Annotated in this window: 12 protein-coding genes; 1 reads left to right on the top strand and 11 read right to left on the bottom strand. The window is 37.0% G+C overall.

Annotation, left to right across the window (positions count from 1 at the left end; genetic code table 11):
* Positions 1 to 108 precede the first annotated feature (108 nt).
* The gene (locus tag ACTBZY_RS13500) at positions 109 to 846 is read left to right on the top strand and encodes an NYN domain-containing protein (protein ID WP_463046864.1); all 738 of its coding nucleotides are present in this window, start codon (positions 109 to 111) and stop codon (positions 844 to 846) included.
* Between the two features lie 13 nt (positions 847 to 859).
* Here ACTBZY_RS13500 and ACTBZY_RS13495 read toward each other — a convergent pair whose 3' ends face one another.
* The 11 genes from ACTBZY_RS13495 to ACTBZY_RS13445 all read right to left on the bottom strand — a co-directional run bounded on the left by ACTBZY_RS13495 (position 860) and on the right by ACTBZY_RS13445 (position 20,975).
* Positions 860 to 3,259, bottom strand: coding sequence for a penicillin acylase family protein (locus ACTBZY_RS13495; protein ID WP_463046863.1), 2,400 nt, complete (start codon positions 3,257 to 3,259; stop codon positions 860 to 862).
* Between the two features lie 94 nt (positions 3,260 to 3,353).
* Positions 3,354 to 3,740, bottom strand: coding sequence for an RNA recognition motif domain-containing protein (locus tag ACTBZY_RS13490; protein WP_463046862.1), 387 nt, complete (start codon positions 3,738 to 3,740; stop codon positions 3,354 to 3,356).
* 629 nt (positions 3,741 to 4,369) lie between these two features.
* On the bottom strand, positions 4,370 to 8,146 hold the full coding sequence (locus ACTBZY_RS13485; RefSeq protein ID WP_463046861.1) for a metallophosphoesterase: 3,777 nt from the start codon (positions 8,144 to 8,146) through the stop codon (positions 4,370 to 4,372).
* 11 nt (positions 8,147 to 8,157) lie between these two features.
* A complete protein-coding gene (locus tag ACTBZY_RS13480) occupies positions 8,158 to 8,985 on the bottom strand; it encodes an SdiA-regulated domain-containing protein (RefSeq protein ID WP_463046860.1) in 828 nt (275 codons plus the stop codon).
* A complete protein-coding gene (locus ACTBZY_RS13475; RefSeq protein ID WP_463046859.1) occupies positions 8,982 to 10,157 on the bottom strand; it encodes a Pycsar system effector family protein in 1,176 nt (391 codons plus the stop codon). Before ACTBZY_RS13475 ends, ACTBZY_RS13480 begins: the two co-directional genes overlap by 4 nt.
* Complete coding sequence (locus ACTBZY_RS13470; protein WP_463046858.1) at positions 10,154 to 12,523, bottom strand: GAF domain-containing protein; 2,370 nt, start codon at positions 12,521 to 12,523, stop codon at positions 10,154 to 10,156. Before ACTBZY_RS13470 ends, ACTBZY_RS13475 begins: the two co-directional genes overlap by 4 nt.
* Before the next feature lie 287 nt (positions 12,524 to 12,810).
* Positions 12,811 to 14,178 (bottom strand): deoxyguanosinetriphosphate triphosphohydrolase, encoded by a 1,368-nt coding sequence (locus ACTBZY_RS13465; protein WP_463046857.1) that lies wholly within the window; start codon positions 14,176 to 14,178, stop codon positions 12,811 to 12,813.
* 63 nt (positions 14,179 to 14,241) lie between these two features.
* A complete protein-coding gene (locus ACTBZY_RS13460; RefSeq protein WP_463046856.1) occupies positions 14,242 to 15,039 on the bottom strand; it encodes an endonuclease/exonuclease/phosphatase family protein in 798 nt (265 codons plus the stop codon).
* A gap of 116 nt (positions 15,040 to 15,155) precedes the next feature.
* Positions 15,156 to 15,839, bottom strand: coding sequence for a hypothetical protein (locus ACTBZY_RS13455; protein WP_463046855.1), 684 nt, complete (start codon positions 15,837 to 15,839; stop codon positions 15,156 to 15,158).
* 240 nt (positions 15,840 to 16,079) lie between these two features.
* Positions 16,080 to 16,619 (bottom strand): hypothetical protein, encoded by a 540-nt coding sequence (locus ACTBZY_RS13450; RefSeq protein WP_463046854.1) that lies wholly within the window; start codon positions 16,617 to 16,619, stop codon positions 16,080 to 16,082.
* 138 nt (positions 16,620 to 16,757) lie between these two features.
* Positions 16,758 to 20,975, bottom strand: coding sequence for a hybrid sensor histidine kinase/response regulator (locus tag ACTBZY_RS13445; protein ID WP_463046853.1), 4,218 nt, complete (start codon positions 20,973 to 20,975; stop codon positions 16,758 to 16,760).
* Between the last annotated feature and the right edge of the window lie 209 nt (positions 20,976 to 21,184).

Raw genomic sequence — 21,184 nt, 5'->3', positions numbered from 1 at the left:
AATGTCTAGCAATTTAGTTAAAGGAAATATGTTTTTCTAGTTTGAGAATAGTCTGTTTGATTTCGTTTGGTTTAAATATGGTATATTGACGATATTAATAAGAAAAGAATGGACATTAAACTTGCGGTGCTTATAGATGGAGATAATATCCCGTCAGCTTATATCAAAGAAATGATGGAGGAGATAGCCAAATATGGCAACCCTACCATCAAAAGGATTTACGGCGACTGGACTAAACCACATCTTTCTAAATGGAAAAATCTCCTTTTGGAAAATGCTATAACACCCATTCAGCAATACGGATATACGACAGGAAAAAATGCGACAGATTCCGCCATGATTATTGACGCCATGGATATTCTATACTCTGAAAAAGTGGATGGCTTTTGTTTAGTATCTAGTGATAGTGATTTCACCAGGTTGGCCACAAGGCTCAGAGAGGCGGGCATGCAAGTTTATGGAATAGGAGAGAAGAAAACACCAAGCCCATTTATAGTGGCTTGTGATAAATTTATATATCTGGAGATTCTTAAACAGAGTCCTGATGCAGAGGAAAGTGATTTGCCAGGACAAATCAAACCTAAGAAAAATGAAGTAGACAAGATTACCCCTAAAGAATTAAGCCTTATAGCTGGCACTATATCAGATTTGGCAGATGATGATGGCTGGGCATTCTTGGGAGATGTGGGTAATTTGCTTCAAAAAAAGATGCCAAATTTTGACTCCCGAAATTATGGGTTTCAAAAATTGACACCTCTTATAAGATCCATCAAAGGTTTTGAGATTGAAGAAAGAGAAAATCAGAAGGGAAGATTGAAGCTTATTTATGTTAGGATTAAGGGTTAAACTAGACCTTAATTCAAGGTTTAAAAATACTTCTACCTATCATTACTTTTTCTATCATTTCTCTGTTCATGAGCTCATGACGTTTGCCGCCTTCGGCAAACATTTTGGCTTGGTCCTTATAATGAGCATTCCTGAAATAGCCTGATTGTCCTGTCGGAATCACGCCGTAGCCCACTTCTGGATTGTTAAAGTCAATGATTCGCCTTAGGGCTGGCCCACTTCTTACTTTATATAGTCCTGTAGAATCCATGGTGAAATCCATGTTATTGATGGTTTCTCTACCGCCAGCTATGGAGCCGATATTTACATTGAAAAACTTATCTAAACCTTGAACTATTCCCATAGGATGTACATGTTCTAAGGTGTGAACTTTTGACCAGTGCCACTCAGAAGAGTTGTTGCCTAATTGAGCGATTAAAGCTTCTGAAGTTTCGTTTAATGACTTGGCAAATATCTGGGCTCTGGTTTCCTTTTCAGAGGTAGCTATATTATCCCACCACGGAGAACTGTCGTTTTCAAAGAAAGCTTTTACGTTTCTTTTTAAAGTATGACTGTGTTCAAATCGGTCGAAAAAAGAACTACCTAGCTCGTCTAATAAGGTGTTTTTTTCAATCGTATAAAGTAGTTTGTAGAAAATTGTAGGCTCAATATTTGTCAAATTGTGAGCTCCATCCCATTTTTTTAGGATGCCCATCAATTCCTTAGCTTCCGATGTTAAATCTCCCAAACGAACGGCAGTAGAAATACTATCTATCATTTCTGGATAGGTGCTAGAAACCACATCATTGATTATAGTTCTTAAAAACTCTTCAGTCCAGTCGGTTTTATTTATGGCTATAAGTTCTTCTATTCTTTTGGCTCTATTTGACGGTACATAATAGCCGGGAACAAGACCATTGCCCATGTCGTCAGGCTGATTGTTTGCAGTGATAAGATATCCTTTCTCAGGGTTTAATACTTGTGGATTGTATTTGAAATCTGCATATCCTTTCCATTCATCTTCTCCTGAACTGCCATCTAGAATTAAATTAGGGTTAACATGTGCAGGTCTGATAGGAAGTTTTCCTGCTGCCCACCATGCTATATTTCCTTCGGTGTCTCCCCACATAATATTTAAGCCAGGAGCAGTCAGTTGTTCCGCGGCTTTTTGAGCATCGCTGGCATTTTTAGATTGAGATAATTGGTAAAAGGCTTCTAAACTTTTACTGGGCCACTGGTGGTAGACCCATTGGAATGCAATAGGGTCAGATTCGTGACTGATACCTTCAAATGCCCCATTGAGAATATAGCCGTGGCGAGTACGCTTTATGTCAATTTCAACATCTGGTTTATCTTTAATTTTAATGACCTCCTTTTTGATGGTCATATCTTCCCAATGGTCTTTAAACCAAACTTGTTTTGGATTTTTGGGATTTATCTTTTCCCTGTAAAAGTCTGCATCGTCGTTTTCAAACATGGTTATGCCCCAGCCGCCATTTTTATTATGACCAAGAGCAGGGAAGGGACCACCAGCCAAAAAGCTGCCGTAAACCTCAAAAGTAGGGCAGGATAAGTGTGCCTCGTACCACACAGAAGGTTGAGAGAAAGCTATATGAGTATCGTTTGAAAGTATAGGTTTGCCAGACAGGGTTTTACTGCCAGAAATAACCCAGCCATTTGAGCCATGAAAGGGTTTAAACGGAAGCTCGGCACTTAAGCCTCTAAGTTGTTCGCCCATTATGGCGAGGTTTTGAGCTGCTTTTACTTGGCCCACTGGGTCTACGGATATTCTGTAAGCATCCGTTGGCCATGTTTTTAAAACATCTGGAAGGTATGCCTCACCAAACTCATTAAGAATATAAGTAGCCACGGCGTCGGTTTGAAATGCCGCCTCAAAGGTATATCCCATATAACCCACTATCATTTCCACATCTTCTGCGGTAAACGCTCTTTTGGGAATTCCGGCCAAAGTAAATTCTATAGGTGTTTTTCCTTTTTCAAGATAGGTGTTAACCCCTTTTAAATAGGCGGCCATACCTTTGGTTTCCATACTTTGAGGGTCTCTTGCGGCTATGGCTCTTTTGGCATGTTCTTTAAAATCTAGGGTTCTAAAAAACTTGTCGGTTTGTAGAGCTTCTTCGCCAAAAACTTCTGACAGTGTGCCAGACGCCAGTCTGCGGAGAATTTCCATTTGAAAAAGACGGTCTTGTGCATGTATGTATCCGAAGGTTTGGAACAAGTCCGCCTCATTTTTGGCATAAATATGAGGTATGGCGTAGGCATCAAAAATAACTTCTACCTCGTTTTCTAAATCTGGAATTTCTACTTCAGCATTATAGTCAGTGTCTAGCGTATGGAGGTAACAATAAATGCCTGCAGCAATAAAAATGGCAATAAGAAGAACTGCGGCAAAAAGACGTTTCAGTAATTTCATTTAATTAGGGTTCCGTTAAGAAGTGAATTTATCAGTATTTTATCAGAACCCCAATTTCTATGACGAGCTGTTTGAATTACAATTCATTTGAGGCTTAGTATTTGGTACCTCTTCCGTGTCCTCTCCTTTTTTTATGTAATCCTTTTTTAGGTTTTTCTGGTTCATTATCAAAACGCACTGTTCTTACTTTCTTCTTGATGTTTGATTTCCAGTTGTAGGCTTTTTTCACAGGCTCTTCTGCTTTTTTGGTAGACTCATTCACCCTTAGCTTTCTATCTAATATCTCAAAGCCGTTAAGTTTATAAATGGCAGTTTTGGCTTCTGGAAGGTTTGGCATTTTTACAAAACCAAAGCCTTTGTTTTGTCTGGATTTGTGGTCAATAACAATAGTTGCTGACTCAACTGTACCATGTTTTTCAAAAAGCTCTTTTAATTCTTCTTCCTTCATTTTGAAGGGAATATTACTAACGTGAATGTCCATATACTTCTTTTGTAAGAATGCAAAGGTATGTTCTTTAGTATGAATTTCTTTGAAAACTTAATTTGCTTTCAATATCGATGACTTTTGATATGAATTTAAAGCATACTTCTAAAGTGTATTTTAGCTCTGAGTCTGTAGACTCAGAGAGAAAGTATTGCCTTAAAGATGATCTCTTATGACTAATCCTAGTTCATTTCCGAAATATAAGAAAACTGGAATAACAAAATAATTTGAATGTCTAAAACAAAGACCATAAAGTTTGCTCGGTTTTTTTAAGAATACTTTTGTCATGTTTTATGAGAAAAACACAGATTTTTTGAAAGATCATCAGTTCTATTCGTTTTAGCAGACTGAAGGAGGAGAAATGAGTTTAGTGGAAAATGAAACCCATTTTATGCATTAGAAAATCTCCCGATTTTATCGGGACCGTAACTAATTTTCTTTAATTGTCTGATTTATTACACTTTAGCTACTAATTGCAATTCTCCAATGCATAAATCGGGTTTAACAAGGGGAAGATGATAAAACAGCCAAAGGATTATTTTTGGATCAACTAAATGCTACAGCCGGCAGAGTGGAGAAGTGATTTATTCACGTTCTGAAAATAATTATTGATACTCAACCTAACCTTAGAATGAGAACCCTGCCTTTAATGTAAGTCGGGGTTTCTCTTCTTCTTTTTCCTTCGGCAAAAACACCCCAAAAGTAAAAGTTAAAGCATCTACAGGAGCCAGCCAAACGCCGCCGCCATAACTATAATGCCAGCTGTCAGAATGTTCTGACGGTAACCAAACTCTACCATGGTCAAAACTCCCGAAAACGCCATATGTGATAGGTACCAATGGGTTATAATTACTCTTTAGTTTGTATCTTAAATCGGTGGATTGCCAGAAACTAGTCTTTCCATAAAACCTTTCAGATCTATATCCTCGCAAACCTTGTTTGCCGCCAATGAAAGGCATCTGATAAAATTCAAAGCCATTACCTCCTAGGATTATTCCTGTGCCAAATTGGGTGGCTAAAATGAGTTTTTCTTTGCTATCCAAAGCTCTAAAGAAACTCAAACTAGCGTTGATAGAACCGAAATCTTTAGAATTATTGGTTTGATGAGACCATTTTAGTTCAGAGTTGAAAATGATACCATTATGAGGGGCGATGAAATTGTCAACACTATTAAAACTGAATAAGAACTTAGAACCTACAAAGTTCTTGCCTTCAAACAATTGATTATCAACCGTGTTTTCTGCTAAAAATCTTCCTTGAGTAGCTTGTAAATTTAGGCGTTCGGCAAATGGACCAATGCTGAAGTATGCACTGTTATGAGCAAACCTTTTCTTTATGGCTGGGTAAATGTGTAATGCACCTTGTCTAACGCGATAGTAGTTTTCGTTATCTTCCGTTCTAAGGGTATTGTTTCCAATTCCTGCAAAATTGAAAGCATAACTAGGTCCATGTAAAAATGATTCTAGGTAAAAATCCCATTCGCCAAAGGCATCTATAAAGTCGCCTTTGTAATTTAAACTTAGTGATTTGGTCTGAAAGGCATAGCTCGTTTTAAAGTCCTGCACAGAGGAGAAAGGTTCTTTCTTAAAACCATATTTTGTAAAGTTGACACTTCCGCCTATAAGCAGACCGTCGTCAGTGTTGAAACCAAGCACTGGCAGCACCATGGCTATGTCATAATTGCTGTCGTTATTTCTTCTGTCGTAAACGTTATATCTGAAAATGTCTGTTCTTTTATCCTTAAATGCTGCGGCACGCTTTAGTTTATCTTTTTTGAAGTCATCATAAATGGATACCTTTTTTTTGCCCGTTGAGGCAGTAGATAGGTCTTTAAAGGTATCTTTCCCGTCTCCACCTATAAATCTTATTTTAAGTTTATTGTCTGCTTCGCCTTCAAAAATGAATTCGTCTTTATCGCCGTTTCCATATAGGTTCACATACGCCGTAATATTGTTGTCAAAAATTCTGTGGTAAATCACCTTTCGTTTTTCGCCCTCCTTATCAAGGTCAAATACGGTTACTTCTGTGTTATTTTCATCTATTTTTTTGACTTCAAAATACTCTTCTTTTTCAGAACCAATTACATTAACAGATTTACTGACAAACTCATAATGTGCTCTCGCAATCTTCATTAAATCTGCCCTTCTGTTTTTAATACTGTGAGAGATTCTTTCTATGGAAATTTCTTTGGCTTTAGGAGGCCAGTTGTCAAAAGAGCGTTCAATAACCTCGTCTGTTAAGTTTTCTTGAATGAAAAGCACCTGCTCTTCCCAGTCTTCCCAGCTCAGGCCGTTTAGAAATGTCCTGTCTACCAGCCGTGCACTCCAGGTCGTCCATTTCATGCTTTTTATCTCTGGGTCAAAACTCTGCAACTGTCTTAAAAAGGGAGCTGTTAGTCTTGCCAAGTTTGCCGCTGCTCCATCATATAATGAGAAAGCTTGATCTCGGTCTTTTGGTATAGGTCTGTAAATGGTTTCTCCTTTGTCTTGTTTTATTTCAGCCCAAGCCCACTGGTCGTCATGCCTGTCCCAGTCACCTATGAGGAAATCAAAAAGTCGAGTTCTTACCATCCATTTTTCATCCACTCGGTCTTTATTGTCTTCCAGAATGGCCTCCATTAAGTCTGGGGTGTTGATGATTTTATCTGGATTTCCGAAAAAGTCCGCATCTTTCCAGTGTTTGCCTTTAGGTCTTTCTTCAAAGAGATTCATGGACTCACCGAAAATGTTATTGTAGGCATCTAAACTGGGCTGTTTAGGTACATAATACAGTTTGGGATTGGTATGATAGACGTTTATGGCGTCTGCCAATGCAGGCATAGAAAGTGGGGCAAAGGGGTTTGTAGAAAGGAAATTATCTTCTACAATAAATTTAGCAACACTCATTTTATTGAAAGGAAATGGCAAAAAACGAGTGACGTCTTTCGTTAAGTTTCGAAGGACATATTGTTTTTTGTCTGGGGCGTCAAAACGCAAAGAGTTGGTTTGGTTTCCTCCTCCTAACTTTACGGGTGTAAGTCCGCCTTTCATACTAGAAAGATCCAAAACGGGGAAATAATAACTTTCTAAATACAGGTCTCTGTTATGCTTTCCCAGTAAGAAATTGTGAGCCTTGCCTACAGGTACTATTTTGTTTTTCGTCAGTTTATGCTTGGCGGAATCCAGCTGACTTTCATGTTCTGAAAAATCTACATCGATGCTTTCGTCTTCTAAAGTTTTGGCATCCTTTATTTTTTTTCGATAAACCAATGTCGCCTCTGTTCCGGTGATATTTACGGTATAGTAATTGACCCAAGTTTCTCCTCTTTCATAAAAGTCTAGTTTGCTGTAACCCATGCCTGAAGTGGCAAATTCGGAACCTTTTCCCTTCGCCACAGGGCTGCTTTTAGAACCGCTACCACTTACAATAAAATGCTGTCCATTGTTTTCAATATGTTGTAGTGTATGCTCATGGCCGCTGGCAAAAATGAAGTTGCCATTTTTACCTACACCAGCCAAAAGGGTGGAGCGTAGGTTCTTATAGTTTTTGTTGGCTAAATCCTGCCTAGACCCTATGGCTCCTCTTATTATGGCACTTAAACTGCCGAGGACTGGAATTGGGACAAAAAGATTAGGATTTAATTCTGTTAATGGAAAAAGATGCTCTTTAGCTGTAAACCTTCCGCCATGTGGCCCATAAGTATAAAGAGGGTGGTGCATGGCAATCACGATATTCTTATTCCTATATTTTCTTATGACGTTTTCAAAAACAAATTCAAAGTTCTCTCTGTTTTTGATGGCACATTCGTCATTAATTTCAGGGTCATTGTCCCAGTCGGCTAGCCACCACTGAGAGTCCACCACTACCACCACGATGTCTTCATTTAGTTCTACCACCTCTGGTCCAGAACAGCCATCTAGTGGTAAAAAGTAATCTTCATAGTCCTCTTTATCTTTGTCTTTGTTAAGGTATTTCTGAACGTACTTGCTTTGTCTTTTTAAGCCTTTTACTCCATCAATTCGCCAATCGTGATTTCCAGGGAGAACAATGGGCCTGCCTTTAAAGTTATCTAGCATTTTCAACTGTTCTTTTAAGCGGTATTCTGCATCAGCTCTAGCCTTTTTGTCTGCGTTTGAAGGCATACCTTCTTGGTAGATATTATCTCCTAAAAAAATGATAGAACTGTTTTCCGATTCTTTTTCTAACTCATTTTCTAGAAAATTAATAACAGGCGATCGGTGTGAGGGTGTAGAGTTTCCCGCATCACCTATAAGATACATGGTGTGTTTTATTTGAAGAGAATCTGAAGGATGATTTTTTTGCCAATTTTCTGCTTCCTTAGTGTACTGCGTTTTATATGTGGCACAGGAATAGCAGAATGATAAAAGTAAAAGAGGGAGTAATTTGTTGATGCTAAATTTCATAAATAGAAGCCCTATTCAATGGCTCGATTAAACAAAAGTATTTTTCCTTTGGTATAGTCATCTCCTTCACTTGAAATGTATAGGTGTCCTTCTTTGTCAAAAGCAATGCCTTCCGGCTGCCAGAACTTGTCTTTTTTTAATGGAACGCTTTCTTTGAAATCCCAATTGGAATCAAAAACCAGAAGAACCTCATTAATGGCAGAAATGACATACCAATCTTTATCTATCGGGTTTCGGGCTAGGGCAGATGGTGCAAAGCCTTTCTTTGAAAAGCTTTTTGTTTTTATTTCGAAAGTTTCAGGTTTCTTGTCCTGTTTTTTTAAGTCATATCGGAAACCCAGAATACTATTTTTTTTATCACAATTTTTGCACAAAATAAATAGTGATTCCGATTCTGAATCGGCATAAAGTGATTCATACTCCCCTTTAGGGAGTTTTATATCTATCTCTTCGGTTTCGGATGTTTTTTGTTCTACGGTTTCGATTAAAGGGGTACGGAATATCTTTCCGCTGCTTTCTAAAATGTATATTTGGTTCTTTAGAATACTCAGGTCTTCATAATCGCCATTTTTTCTAAACTCGGTTTCCTGTATTATCTTATCTTTATCTATTTGATAAATAGCTCCTTTTTCGTCCTGGACAGCATAGGTGATTTTGGGATCACCATTATGAAACGCAATTCCTGATATTTCTAAAAGACTTAAGGGTAAATAATAAACCTCGGGTTTATCAAGATTATATGGAAAGTCCGAACTACTCCGTATGGCTGAAGAAGATGATGAGCAAGCTTGGCCTATTATCAATAATAATAAGGTATTTAAAGTGAAGTTTTTTTTCATATCAGAGGAGCCGACTTTTCTTGAATGATGGCCATTGTAATAAAAGCTAAAACAGAAACTATCACGCCAAACATAAAAATGTTGTAGGCTATTCTTAGAAGTCTGTATTTTCTTCCTAAAACCACGCCTTGTGAGTATATGTCTTTTGTGAGTGAGCCATATAGGAATTCCCTGTCCTCCATGAGGATGGTCATTCCGTTAGAAAAGTCTTCAAATGGCATTTTATAAAAATTCCCAAAAAACAGAAGGTTAACCTTTTTTTCCATCAAGTCCCTTGGTGTAAAAGTGCCATTGGGTATAGTAGGTCTTGTGGCCAAGATGGAAAAAACCATGGTCACTACACAAACAGATGAGAGAATCAAATTAGGAATAAGTAGGTACTGGTTTTGTTCCATTTCTCTGAAAAGAATGGTAAGCACTACAGACAGAATAATAGAAGTAGTAGTAACCATAATGTGTGCCTTGTTGTCGGCCATGTCGCTCAATCTTTGATGGTTATTTGAGCTTATCCTAAACATGGTTTCAATTCCCCTATCTGGTCTTTTAGATGGCACATTCTTGGATTTAGTTTTCCCTTTACCTTTCTTTTTTTTGAGCTTTGCGATATTGTCATTTTTTTTATTTGCCAATATATCTTTACCAAAAGACGTTTTAAAAGTATGCCCTTCTAATAATTTAATGGTTTTTTTTCGCCACTTTTTATCCGAAATGTTTTGACCAGAAAAGAGCTCTGTTTCTAACTTCATGTTTTCATTAAACTGCTGAAAATCCTCTGTTCCGAAGTGAAAAAGGTCCGCATCGCAAATGATTTCTTGTAAGAGATTACTTGGGTTTTGAGGTATAGTGGTAGATTGAATACATTGAGTTATTTCTTCTAAAGTCTCTTTTTCAATATTGTATTTGTTTAGGAAATGGATGGTAAAGTCTATGCCTCTTTTTTCATGTTCCACCACGTTTCCATTGCAGTAACCTGTATCATGAAACCAAGCGGAGGCTAAAACAATAAAGGTGTCTCGCTCATTAAGTTCATAGTATTTTGCCAGCATTTTGGCATTGGTAACTACGAGCTGAGTGTGTTTTAGGCCATGGAAAATTAAGTGGTCCTCAGCATGAGTTTTGATTAATTCACTAACGTAATTTTCAATGTCGTCTAGTATTTGCTGATAATTCATTGAACTATGTTTGTTTCAAAAATTAAATTTATGCCAACCCTCAGAGCCTTTAAACCATTAACACCTTGAAGGTGTTCGAGTTCTAAAAGCTCTAAGTCATCCAAAAGTAAACCTTGTGCCTGTAATTCTTCAATGTACGGAATATACTCTTTGGCAGTTTGGGAATCAAAGTACACCAAAGCTATTTTCCCTGGTTGCGTAAGTCTTTCGTCTTTGCCCTTTAATTTAACCTTATCAATTCGCTTTTTTATGACTTCATACCTAATGTTATAAGAGCCTTCCACGTCAAATCTTCTTTCGTCTTCTCTAAAACTAATGTCTATGGAGCCAGGGTTAATAAAAATTAACTGGGTGGTTCTTAATGGCAATGATAGTTTAGGCAACAAAGCATCATTCAAGATCGCAATTTCCGCCATGGAGCTTATTTGCCATTTCCTGATATTTTCTAGATAGACCGTTTTAAAAGTCTTTTTAGGTTCTATAGATTGACCAAGGTATATGTCATATTCTACACCATCTGTTCTGAATTTTTCAAAATAGGTAGGAAAGTCTTTCTGTAATTCTCCTTTACTTTTTTCAAGATATCTATTAACGGTGGAGTTAATCGTTTGCATGTCGTTTTCAAATCCTCGCCTATGTAAATGAGCTTCTCCAGAATCTTCTTTGCTTAATTCCCGATAATCCTCTATAAATTTAAGGGTATGGGTATCGGATTTGGGAAGACGGTTTTTTACTTCGTTTATGAGGATAGGAACTTCAGCATCTAAAAAGGTTTGAATTTTTAGCTCATTGCCTGCATAATTATTTTGGGTTACGCTATCTAAATACTTTTCACATCTCTTTGTTAGTTTGTCGGTCAAATCATCCTTTACTAAGTATAGCGTTTTTAGGAGAGCAGTTAATTGAAACGTAAAATCTAAATGCTGTGCTTTATTTCTTTCCATGGTAGAGTTTCTAACATCTATGGCTCCATACAAAGGGTATACATTCTTAAAACCAACAGTTTCCACTTTTTTGACCAACAAGGTGTTTAACCTTTCTTCCATATAGTGAAGAGCGGCTTCTTTAAATTTCCATGCCACAGCTTCTTGTAGGAAGGTGTATTTCTCTCGTATTATGTTTTCCAGTTTTTGATTAAAAGCTTCAATGTCATGCTCTAAACTCTGACTTATAACAGAGATAGCGGAGTGAAGCTGTCCCATCACAATTTCGTTTATCGCGTTCTCTCTTTTCGAATAGCTTATCAAAATACCAATCACCATTTTTTTGCAAACCACTGGAACTATAGCTAATGACTTAAATTCGCTTTTAATAAGTTTAAGATCGAATTCATTTTCTCCGCAAGAGGCGATTTCCAAGGATGGTTTGAAAACCATGGAAGGATTTTTGAAGAACTCCTTGCAAAAATTGATGTATGTATTTTGCTCCTTATCTCCATTAAAAGTATGCCTGAACAACTGGCTATTGCACAAGTTGTCGGGGTTTAATACCACTTCATCGTTTACTTTTAGAAGCGGAACTAAGTCAAAGAATAGATTAGCGTCACCTGTTAAGTTTTTTAAAGAGTTTACAATCTCCTCGTGATAACTGCTATCTGGATAAGAAGCTCTTTCTAGGATAAGACTTTTCATGTGTTCCACTGTTTGAGCGGCGGTAATGTCTTCCAGTTTCATGATAGAAAAGCCCTCAAACCTAAATAATGACAAGGGCAATAATTCTAAAATAGAATTTAGATCGAAGTCTTTCTGCCACGATTCTCTTATGGCCATTAAATCAAACTCAGGAAGATCCCCTTTTGGACTGACGGTTACAAAAGTGTTATCAATATGTAATTTGTAATATTTCTTTAATATGCCGTCTGAAGCTTTAACACTAATGATGAAGCTCCTTAATGGATGCGGTGGGAAACTATAAAGTTTTTCCAAAATAAAAGAATAGACCTGAATGATGTCTTTTTTCGGAGAAGGGGCATACTCTTCTATGGATTCTTGATTTACATAGTCTTTTCCTTCTTTTAATAGTAAATTATAGAATGCGTCTGTTCCGTAAAAAAAGATAGGTTTTACAGGAGTACTAAGTGCTAGATAGACTTCAGTCTCGTCAGAAGCGGGGGGCACTAAGAGTCTATATATTTCTTCAAAGACATTTTCATGATTCGGAATACTTGAGATGGGGATATTGCCTTTAAGGTCAAACTCGTTCTCCAGTTTATGAAGTAGATTTTCAAAATAAGTGTTATTTACGGAATATGGATTTCTTATTTTCTCCTTCACAAATGCAATAAGAGGCTCGACAGAGATATGGGCTTCTAAATCCTTGAATCCAACCTGTGAATCCTTTGAAACGTCGAGTAATAGGCTTTTCATTGGTAAAGTAGTTGTCTGGCTATAGAAATAATTTATGTTTCTAGATAAGTAAAAATAAGATGGATAAAGCCAACTTGGCTAAAATAGAATTATAAAAGCTCAAAAAAAGAAAAGGGAAGCTTAGTTGCCCATTTCCGTTTTAAGACCTAAATGCATTAGGCTAATTAAACATTTCGTATTGCCTATTTGGTTCAGACACCTGTCTGTGATGCAAAGCTGCTAGAGGTAGGGTAGAAATGCGTAATTATATCTGTGTTAACCGATTATAAGAAAAAGGAGTTTTTGTTTTATCCTAAACTAGGAATCTGAATCCCCGTTATTTTTCTATAAAGATCTACAGCATAAATGTCTGTCATACCTGAAATGAAATCTAAAACAGAAAGTATATTTAAGTAGAGCCCCTGCTCCTCATTGATATCAAACTGTTGAGGAATGAGTCTTTTCATTTTTTTAGATTTGGCAGATTTGGGTTCTAAAATAGCCCCAAGGAATTCTTTAAGTAGACCACCAATCACATGAAAACCAGCAATTTCTATTTCAACTACAGATTTGTGATTATAGATTTTACTCACAGAAACATGGTCAATTTTGTCAATCAACGCAATCGATTTTTTATCGATTAATTCAATCAATGATTTATTAACATCTCCATTTAAAAGGCCTGTCTCGTGAGCCATAAAGGCATCTGAACACTTTCTGGTCAACAGGCTAATGAGCATGGCTCTGAGCAACGAGAGTTTTTGTTTTTCGTCTCTCATGGTAATCATCTGCTCTTTTATGTAAGCGAAATTATTTTCTGCTTCAAAAAACGGAAGTAGCAGTGATTTTACTTCTTCAAAAGACAGTATATGTAAACGAAAGGCGTCTTCTAGGTCAATAATTCTATAGCAAATGTCGTCGGCGGCTTCTACTAAAAACACAAAAGGATGTCTGGCTAAATGGGTCTTAGACGCGTCTATATAAGTCATTTTCAAATCATCAACCATTTGCTTGACTACTGGAAGTTCAGCGTCAAAATAGCCAGACTTTTTAGTAGAAATAAGACCAGTAGATTTATCAAAACCGTGTAAACTGTCAATTGGGTATTTGACAATTGAAGCTAAAGTGGTATAAGTGAGTTTTAGCCCGGCATGAAGAAAAATGGTGCTGAGTACGCGGAAGGCATTGGCATTACCTTCAAAGTTTTTTAAATCTGCTAGTTGGTTTGGCGTCAACTCGTTTTCTAAAGTTTCCTTTTGGCTGCCAGAAAGTTCTTCAAAGAAGGTTCTGATAGCATCTTCTCCTGAATGCCCAAAGGGCGGGTTACCGATATCATGAGCGATGCAGCCCGTTTGAATAACATCTGCTAGAGCAAATTTGTAAAATTCTATTGCTGGAGTGCTTAAAGCGTCGGCATTTTTCTGGGCTATTTTTTCGCCTACCAGCCTTCCTAGAGAACGGCCTACCGATGCCACTTCAAGGCTATGTGTTAACCTATTATGTACAAAAACAGAGCCTGGTAACGGGAAAACCTGCGTTTTGTCCTGAAGCCTTCTGAACTGGGATGAAAAAATAAGTCGGTCGTAATCTCTCAAATACTCTCCACGAGTCTCGTCTGTATTTTGGAGGTTTCTAGAGCCGTATCTTTTGTTAGAAAAAAGTGTTTCCCAGTGCATAGTTTGAATTTTGACAAAGCTAAGGCAAAATATAGACCTACAGGAATTGAAAAAGGCTTATTTCTATTTTTCTAGCAGCTCTACCGTCACTAAATAGGCACAATGGTCTGATGCCACCGTATCTTGAATCACCTCAGAGCTTAATACCTTCCATCTGTTTTTCGGGTAAAACATAACATAATCAATTTTGACTTTGGGTTTATCTGAAGGATACGTGGGCTCTGGGTTCGCTTTGTCATAAGAAGAAAGCCAAAGTTTTTCTAAGGTATTTATAGCCATACTTCCAGGCACATCATTTAAATCGCCTGCCAAAATTGTCGGGTATGGATTAGAAGTGAAGTGCATGTTTATACTTTCTGTTTGAGCTAGCCTATCTTTTCCATCTTTCAAATGGTCTAAATGAGTTCCTATAAAAGATATGGTATCACCAGACGACAATACAGAAGTGACCTCTAGGGCTGCTCTGGGTTCGCTTCCAATACTGTGGGGCATAGAAACATTTCTGGTATTTAGAAAGGTGTATTTGGATAAAATCCCTTCGCCATACTCTCCTCCATCATATTTCATGGCTCTGCCAAAGAGGGGTGAAAGTTTGGTTCTAAAGCCGAGTTCCGTGACCAAATCATATTTTCTTGCTCTATTGGTTTTATAGTCTACTTCCTGTAAGGCTACAAAATCAGGATGAGTATCAGAAATTACCTTAGCAATATGATCTAAATCAAAATCTCCATTGGTGGTAGCACCATGAAGAATATTGAAAGTAAGTATTCTTATTACTCTTGAATTGTTGTCAGAAGATTGTGCCCAAGTATTTAGACTAAGAAAGAAGCAAAGTAGAATAGGAAACGTTTTCGGTTTCATACCTGAATAGGGTTTTGTTTAAAACGAAAATACATCTTATACTTAAGAAAGCCATTTACTATGAATGCTCAAAAAATATCGAATGACGTGTTGTTAGTCGTGATTTTGATCCGAAGTTAAGGCAGCTGAAACTGAATCAGTTCTTTTTCAATCAAACCATCTTCAAGCTTGGGTAAATTATAGGGAATAAACTTCACAAAACTATTTATGGCCTTCACAGCCAAAAGGTCTTTAGTGTCCGCTCTTGTTTGTATCGGCATGACCAGGTTCTTTCTCCAAAGTAAGTTGCCCGTTTGCCCATCAAAAAGTGAGGCCGTGAAAAGCATGTCTTTACCTAAGTCTTCTACTGTTCTTACTCCAGGCCTATCCACACTTTTGTCAGAATCATCAAAATACTGACAAAAAAATATGGCGTCTAGACCTAAGAGTTTTCCTAAACTCGCCTTATCCATGTCTTTCAAAGTAGGATATGTGATTTTGTTATCTTTTAAAATCTCATTCGTTTTTAAGAAACTTTGAACGACTAAATCAAGCTTGCCTTTATTGACTTTCTTTGCAAATGCAGTAAAGATTTTTTTCTGAAGAAATGGTCCAGATATTTCCATTTGTTCTTGCCATAAATCAAGTTCCCCTTTTTCTCGCATTTGCCAAGTAGAATAGGGTTCGTAAGGAAGAATGGCAATTTTTTCATGACCTGCTGTGGCCTGCTCAAAATCTTCGGTAATGTAAGGTGGGTTTTTAGCTACGCCACATCCCAAAAAAGCAGCGGTCACTATTGTATAGATTATGATTCTTAACATATTGTGTGTTTTTTTGGATAATTATTAAAAGCGGACTGTAACAGTTAGACTAAAATCATATGGTTTAGTCTGGTTTCAAAACGAAAATCTCAAGTAAGATATTGTTTTTTGACAATGCAGTCGCTACGCTAATATCATCCGTAATAAATGCGGAAGCAGAAAGCGTGAGAAGTATTCGCTATCCACGACACCAAGGAAAATAGAGCAATGGTTAGGAATAATTGCCCAGACTTCTATGGTTTATTTAAATTTAAAACTGGCCAAATAAGGTTCTATCATTTCTTCGTAGTATCTATATTTTTTTGCTTCTGCAGAGAATGTTACAATATAGACCTTGCTATTTTTGACGTGATAGTATTGTCTCCAAGTTTGGCGGAGGTTGTTTTTTACTCCCGTATAAGTAATTCTGTAGCTTCTTGAGTTGAGCTTAGTTTTTTCAAGGACTTTAAATTCACTCACCACTTTAGGTAAATAACCGATAGAAAAATTGGTATATTTTTCTGCCGTATAGCTGGCGGATGAAAGTTTATTGACGGTAAGATTGATGCTTTCTAAATAGATGTCATAACCACCAATGGTATCACCTTTAGAAACGGCGGTGCATTGCGTTTCTGTACAGCCTGTTTTTATCTCCCAAGTATCTGGTATTTCTATGCTGTAGGCGGGGTTGTCTATGAGTAAGAGAACTTTCGTTTCTAGGCTGTCTACTTTTTCTGACACAGTTTGAGCTGTACTGAGCAATGGAGAGAGGGTCAAAAATAATAGGAAAACGTATTTCATTTTTTGGAGTCTGTTAAAAATGCAAATTAGTCAGTTTATGCGAAAGATGAAGAAACAAGCGTAATTGATAACATTTGGTTTAAGACTCTTTGGCTAATTGATTTACTTAAAACAGGACTTAATTTGAATTAAGAAATCCTATTTAAGGGCGTCTTCCTCCATCTTCAATTTTGAAAACCCATTCTTTATTTTGAGCATTAAATCTTCCTTATTTATTGGTTTGCTGATATAATCGTCCATTCCAGCTTCTAGGCATATTTCTTTATCTCCTTGCATCGCATTTGCTGTCATAGCGATTATTATAGGCTGTTTTTTCGAGAGTTTTCTTATTTGCTGGGTAGCTTCTAAACCGTCCATTTCGGGCATTTGAATATCCATCAAAATCATATTGAAATCTCCTTGCTTAAACTTTTCTATGACTTGAACTCCATTCACAGCTATAGTTGGATGAAAGCCAAGTCCCTTTAAAACCTTAGTTATAACCATTTGATTTATTAAGTTATCTTCCGCCACGATGATGTTGGCGGGGTGTTTTTGGGCAAAATACTCATCTGTTTTCTTGTTTTCTGCTAGAATATCGGGCTTTTGAAGATTAACAGGAGTTTTGAGTTGAGTAAGAATTTCTTTAAAGAGCAGCTGTTGTTTTACAGGCTTGGTAAGGCTTGCTGAAATGAGGTCTGCATGGTTTTTATAGGATATGTCACCTAGAGAACTCAGCAAAATGATCGGTGTCTTCGAACCCCTTTTACGCACTTCATGAGCTAGCTCTAAACCATTCATTTCAGGCATTTCCATATCCGTTAAAATAATATCGAAACTTTCCGAATTTTCCATCAATTTTAGTGCTTCTGAAGCAGAGGATGCAAGGATCGGTTTGTATTCCCAGAAATTAAGTTGTGCTTCTAAGATTTTCCTATTTGTTTCATTATCATCTATTACCAAAATACGTTTTCCCCTTAAGGCATCTAGTCCGCCTGTTGCGATATAGGCGGGCTCAGATGCTTCACCCGGCATTGTTATAATGTTAAAATAGAAAGTAGTGCCAGTTCCTTCCTGACTTTCTATACCAATTTCTCCACCCATTAAATTGACCAATCGCTTACTGATAATTAAGCCTAAGCCAGTTCCTCCGTATTTTCTTGTTACCGAGGAGTCTACCTGTGAAAACGCTTGGAATAGTTTATCTCTTTTCTCATTAGGGATTCCAATCCCTGTATCGCGGACTTCAAAGGATAGGTTGATTTTATCAGGAATATGTCTTTCAGCCAGTTTTACTTTTAGGAAAATCTCGCCTTCATGGGTGAATTTAAGGGCATTTCCGATGAGATTTATTAGAACTTGTCTAAGCCTAGTTGGGTCTCCATAAATGTGTGTTGAAACCTTTGGGTCTATCTGATAAATGAGGTCTAAGTTCTTTTCAACTGCTTTTTTCGCAAACAGGTCAATCACTTCTTCAATACAAGTCCTGAGTTTAAAATCTCTGTCTTCAAGTTCCATTTTCCCAGACTCTATTTTTGAAAAGTCTAGAATATCGTTAATGACCGTTAGCAGGTTGTCGGCCGAAATGCCAATTGTTTCTGCGTAGCTTTTTTGTTCTTTGTTTAACTCTGTTTCCAATAAGAGATTACTCATTCCTATGACGCCATTCATTGGTGTCCGTATCTCATGGCTCATTGTAGCCAAAAAAACACTTTTGGCTTTGTTGGCAAGTTCAGCATCTATTCTAGCTTTTTCGGCTTCTTCACGAGCTGCAATTTCATGTTCGGTTGATATTTGAAGTTCGCTTGTGCGTTTTCTGATTTCCCTTTCTAGGGAAGCCTTTTTTCTTCTTATTGCTCTCGTTCTGTATCTATAGAGTGCAAAGATGCTTCCAAAGAAGGCCATTATGATTAATAGTCTAAACCACCAAGTTTTCCAAAATGGTGGCGTAATAGTGAGATATAGCTCTTTAGGATGTTCAGACCAATTACCGTCATTATTCAGACCATTTACTTGAAATATGTATTTGCCAGGGTCTAGATTAGTATAAGTAGCGGAATGTTCGTTTCCCACTTGCTGCCATTCTTGGTCAAAGCCGAGCATTCTATATTGATATTTTTTCTTTTTATCGGATACGAAGTTCAAAGAAGAAAAATCAAATGAAAAAACCTGGTCTTTATAAGAGAGTGTTATTTTATCAACGATTGAAATGTTTTTCTTTAAGGGTGAGATATCTTTCTCGTCCTTTGCTACGGCAATGTTTTTATTGAAAATCTTAAAACCTGTGATGAGCAATGGAGGTTCAAAGCTGACTTGCTTCACACTGTCAGGCCAGAAAGCGTTGATTCCATTATTTCCCCCGAAATACATTTTACCCATCTTGGTTTTACAAAAAGCTAATTCTTTAAATTGGCCTTTTTGAAGCCCATCAGCTTCAGAATAATTATGAAAGGTCCTCGTCGTTGGATTATATCTACTTATGCCTTTATTGGTGCTAATCCAGAGGTTTTCGTTATTGTCTTCTAATACTCCTTGAATGATATTTCCTTCTAAGCCATCTTCTTCTGAGAACTGAGTAAAAAGCTTTTCTTTTGGTTTGTATAAATCCAAACCATTCTTAGTGCTAATCCAAAGGTTACCATTCTTATCTTCAAAAACATTATCAACACTATTGCTACTGATACTGTTGTTGTTATCGTGGTGCATGAAATATGAAAAAGACTTATCCGCTTTTTTCATTCTATTCAGGCCGCCCCCATCTGTCCCAATCCAGATAAAACCTTTCGTGTCTTCTGTGATAGAAAGTATCTTATTATTATTTGTGCCTTTCTTTTCAGGAAGCGGGTCGGAGGGAAATTGTATAAAAGAATTGTTTGAAGGGTTGTAAAGATTAATGCCTCCGCCGTATGTACCAATCCAGATGTTTTTATCCACATCTTGATGCATGACCCAAATGTTATTGTTACTCAGAGATGTCTTGTTTAAAGGGTTGTTTTTATAATGCCGGAGTATTTTAGCGTCAGCATTAAAAACAGTAATTCCTTTTCCCCAAGTGCCAACCCATATTTCTCCGTTTTCCATTTCTAGGACGCTTAAAACGTGGTCACCAGCAATAGTCTTAATATCTTTATTGTTATGGGTGAAATGTCTGAAACTTCCATTTTTAGGATTCATTATATTTAGACCACCACCATCCGTCCCAATCCATATTTGGGCTTTCTTGTCCTCATAAATTGTAAGAATATTATCATTATTAAGGCTATTGACTTTGGATTTATGTCGATAATGGACAAACTTTTCAGCATCAATATTTACTTGATTTATACCAGAGTTGAAGGTGCCCACCCACATGTTTCCTTTTTGATCTTTCAATAAGGAGTGTACTGAATTACTACTCAGACTATAGGAGTCCAACTCATCATTTTGAAAAGTTTCAAAAGAATTTTCCCTTTGGTTGAAGATAGAGAGTCCCCCATTTTCGGTGCCAATCCATATATTTCCTTTCGGACCTTCCTCTAAGGCATATATGACATTACTACCTAAGCCTTTGGGTTTATTCTCATCATAAACATAATGTTGAATAGAATTGCTGGTTGTGTTGTATTTAAATAAACCATTACCATTAGTGCCTATCCATAATTGGTTTTTACTGTCTTCTAATATGGTTCTTACGCTTACTTTAGTGGTGGTATATTTGCTAAAATCAAAGGGGGCGAATGACTTTGTTTTATGGTTAAAAATATAAAGTCCATTCTGGCTTCCTACCCAAATTTGATTTTTGCTGTCCTCATATATCGCTTCTATAAAATTATCTTCTAGACCAGAGGTCATATTAGCAGTATAATGTGAAAAGGAATTGTCCTTTGGTGAATATACATCTACGCCCTTGCCGTCAGTCCCTATCCATACATTTCCTTTATGATCTTCGAATACGGTATTTAGGGAATTAGAGGAAACCGAATTGGTGTTCTTTGCTTCGTGCTTAAAGCTTGTAAAGTGATCCTTAGTGTTGTCATAAAGGTTTAAGCCCCCTCCGGTTGTGGTAATCCACAAGTTTCCGTTTTTACTTTGATGAATATCGGTGACTTGATTACTACTTATACTAGTTGGATCTTTGGACTTACTTTGATAAACTTTAAAGGAATATCCATCATATCTATTAAGACCATTTCTTGTTCCCAGCCAAAGAAAGCCTTGTTTATCTTGACAGATACTTCGTACATAACTATGTGAGAGTCCTTCTGAAATACCAAAATTCTCAAATTTAAGGTAATTTTTTTGGCATATACTTTTGTTGGGAATCAAAAACAACCCTAAAAGGGTAAAAAAGCAAACGCTGAAACTCAAATTAATGAATTTGGTATTAGCAGGTCTCATAGGGGTTTTATTATAGAGCTAAAAAATATACAATAAGCTCTGTATCAATATTCAGTCCAAAATGGCGTATTGTTGATTGTCAAGAGGTTTTGTAGCGTTGCAGGGTGTTGTGCTTATATGTTATAATAACGTTATGTGTATATGAGATTGCCTTTTGTAGTTATGATGATTGCTTTAATGAGTATAAGGAAGTAGCTCAACGCACGGTT

It is taken from the genome of Arcticibacterium sp. (genome assembly GCF_055134445.1).
Note: the sequence above shows the minus strand (reverse complement) of the source record. Positions and strands in the feature narration are given on the sequence as shown.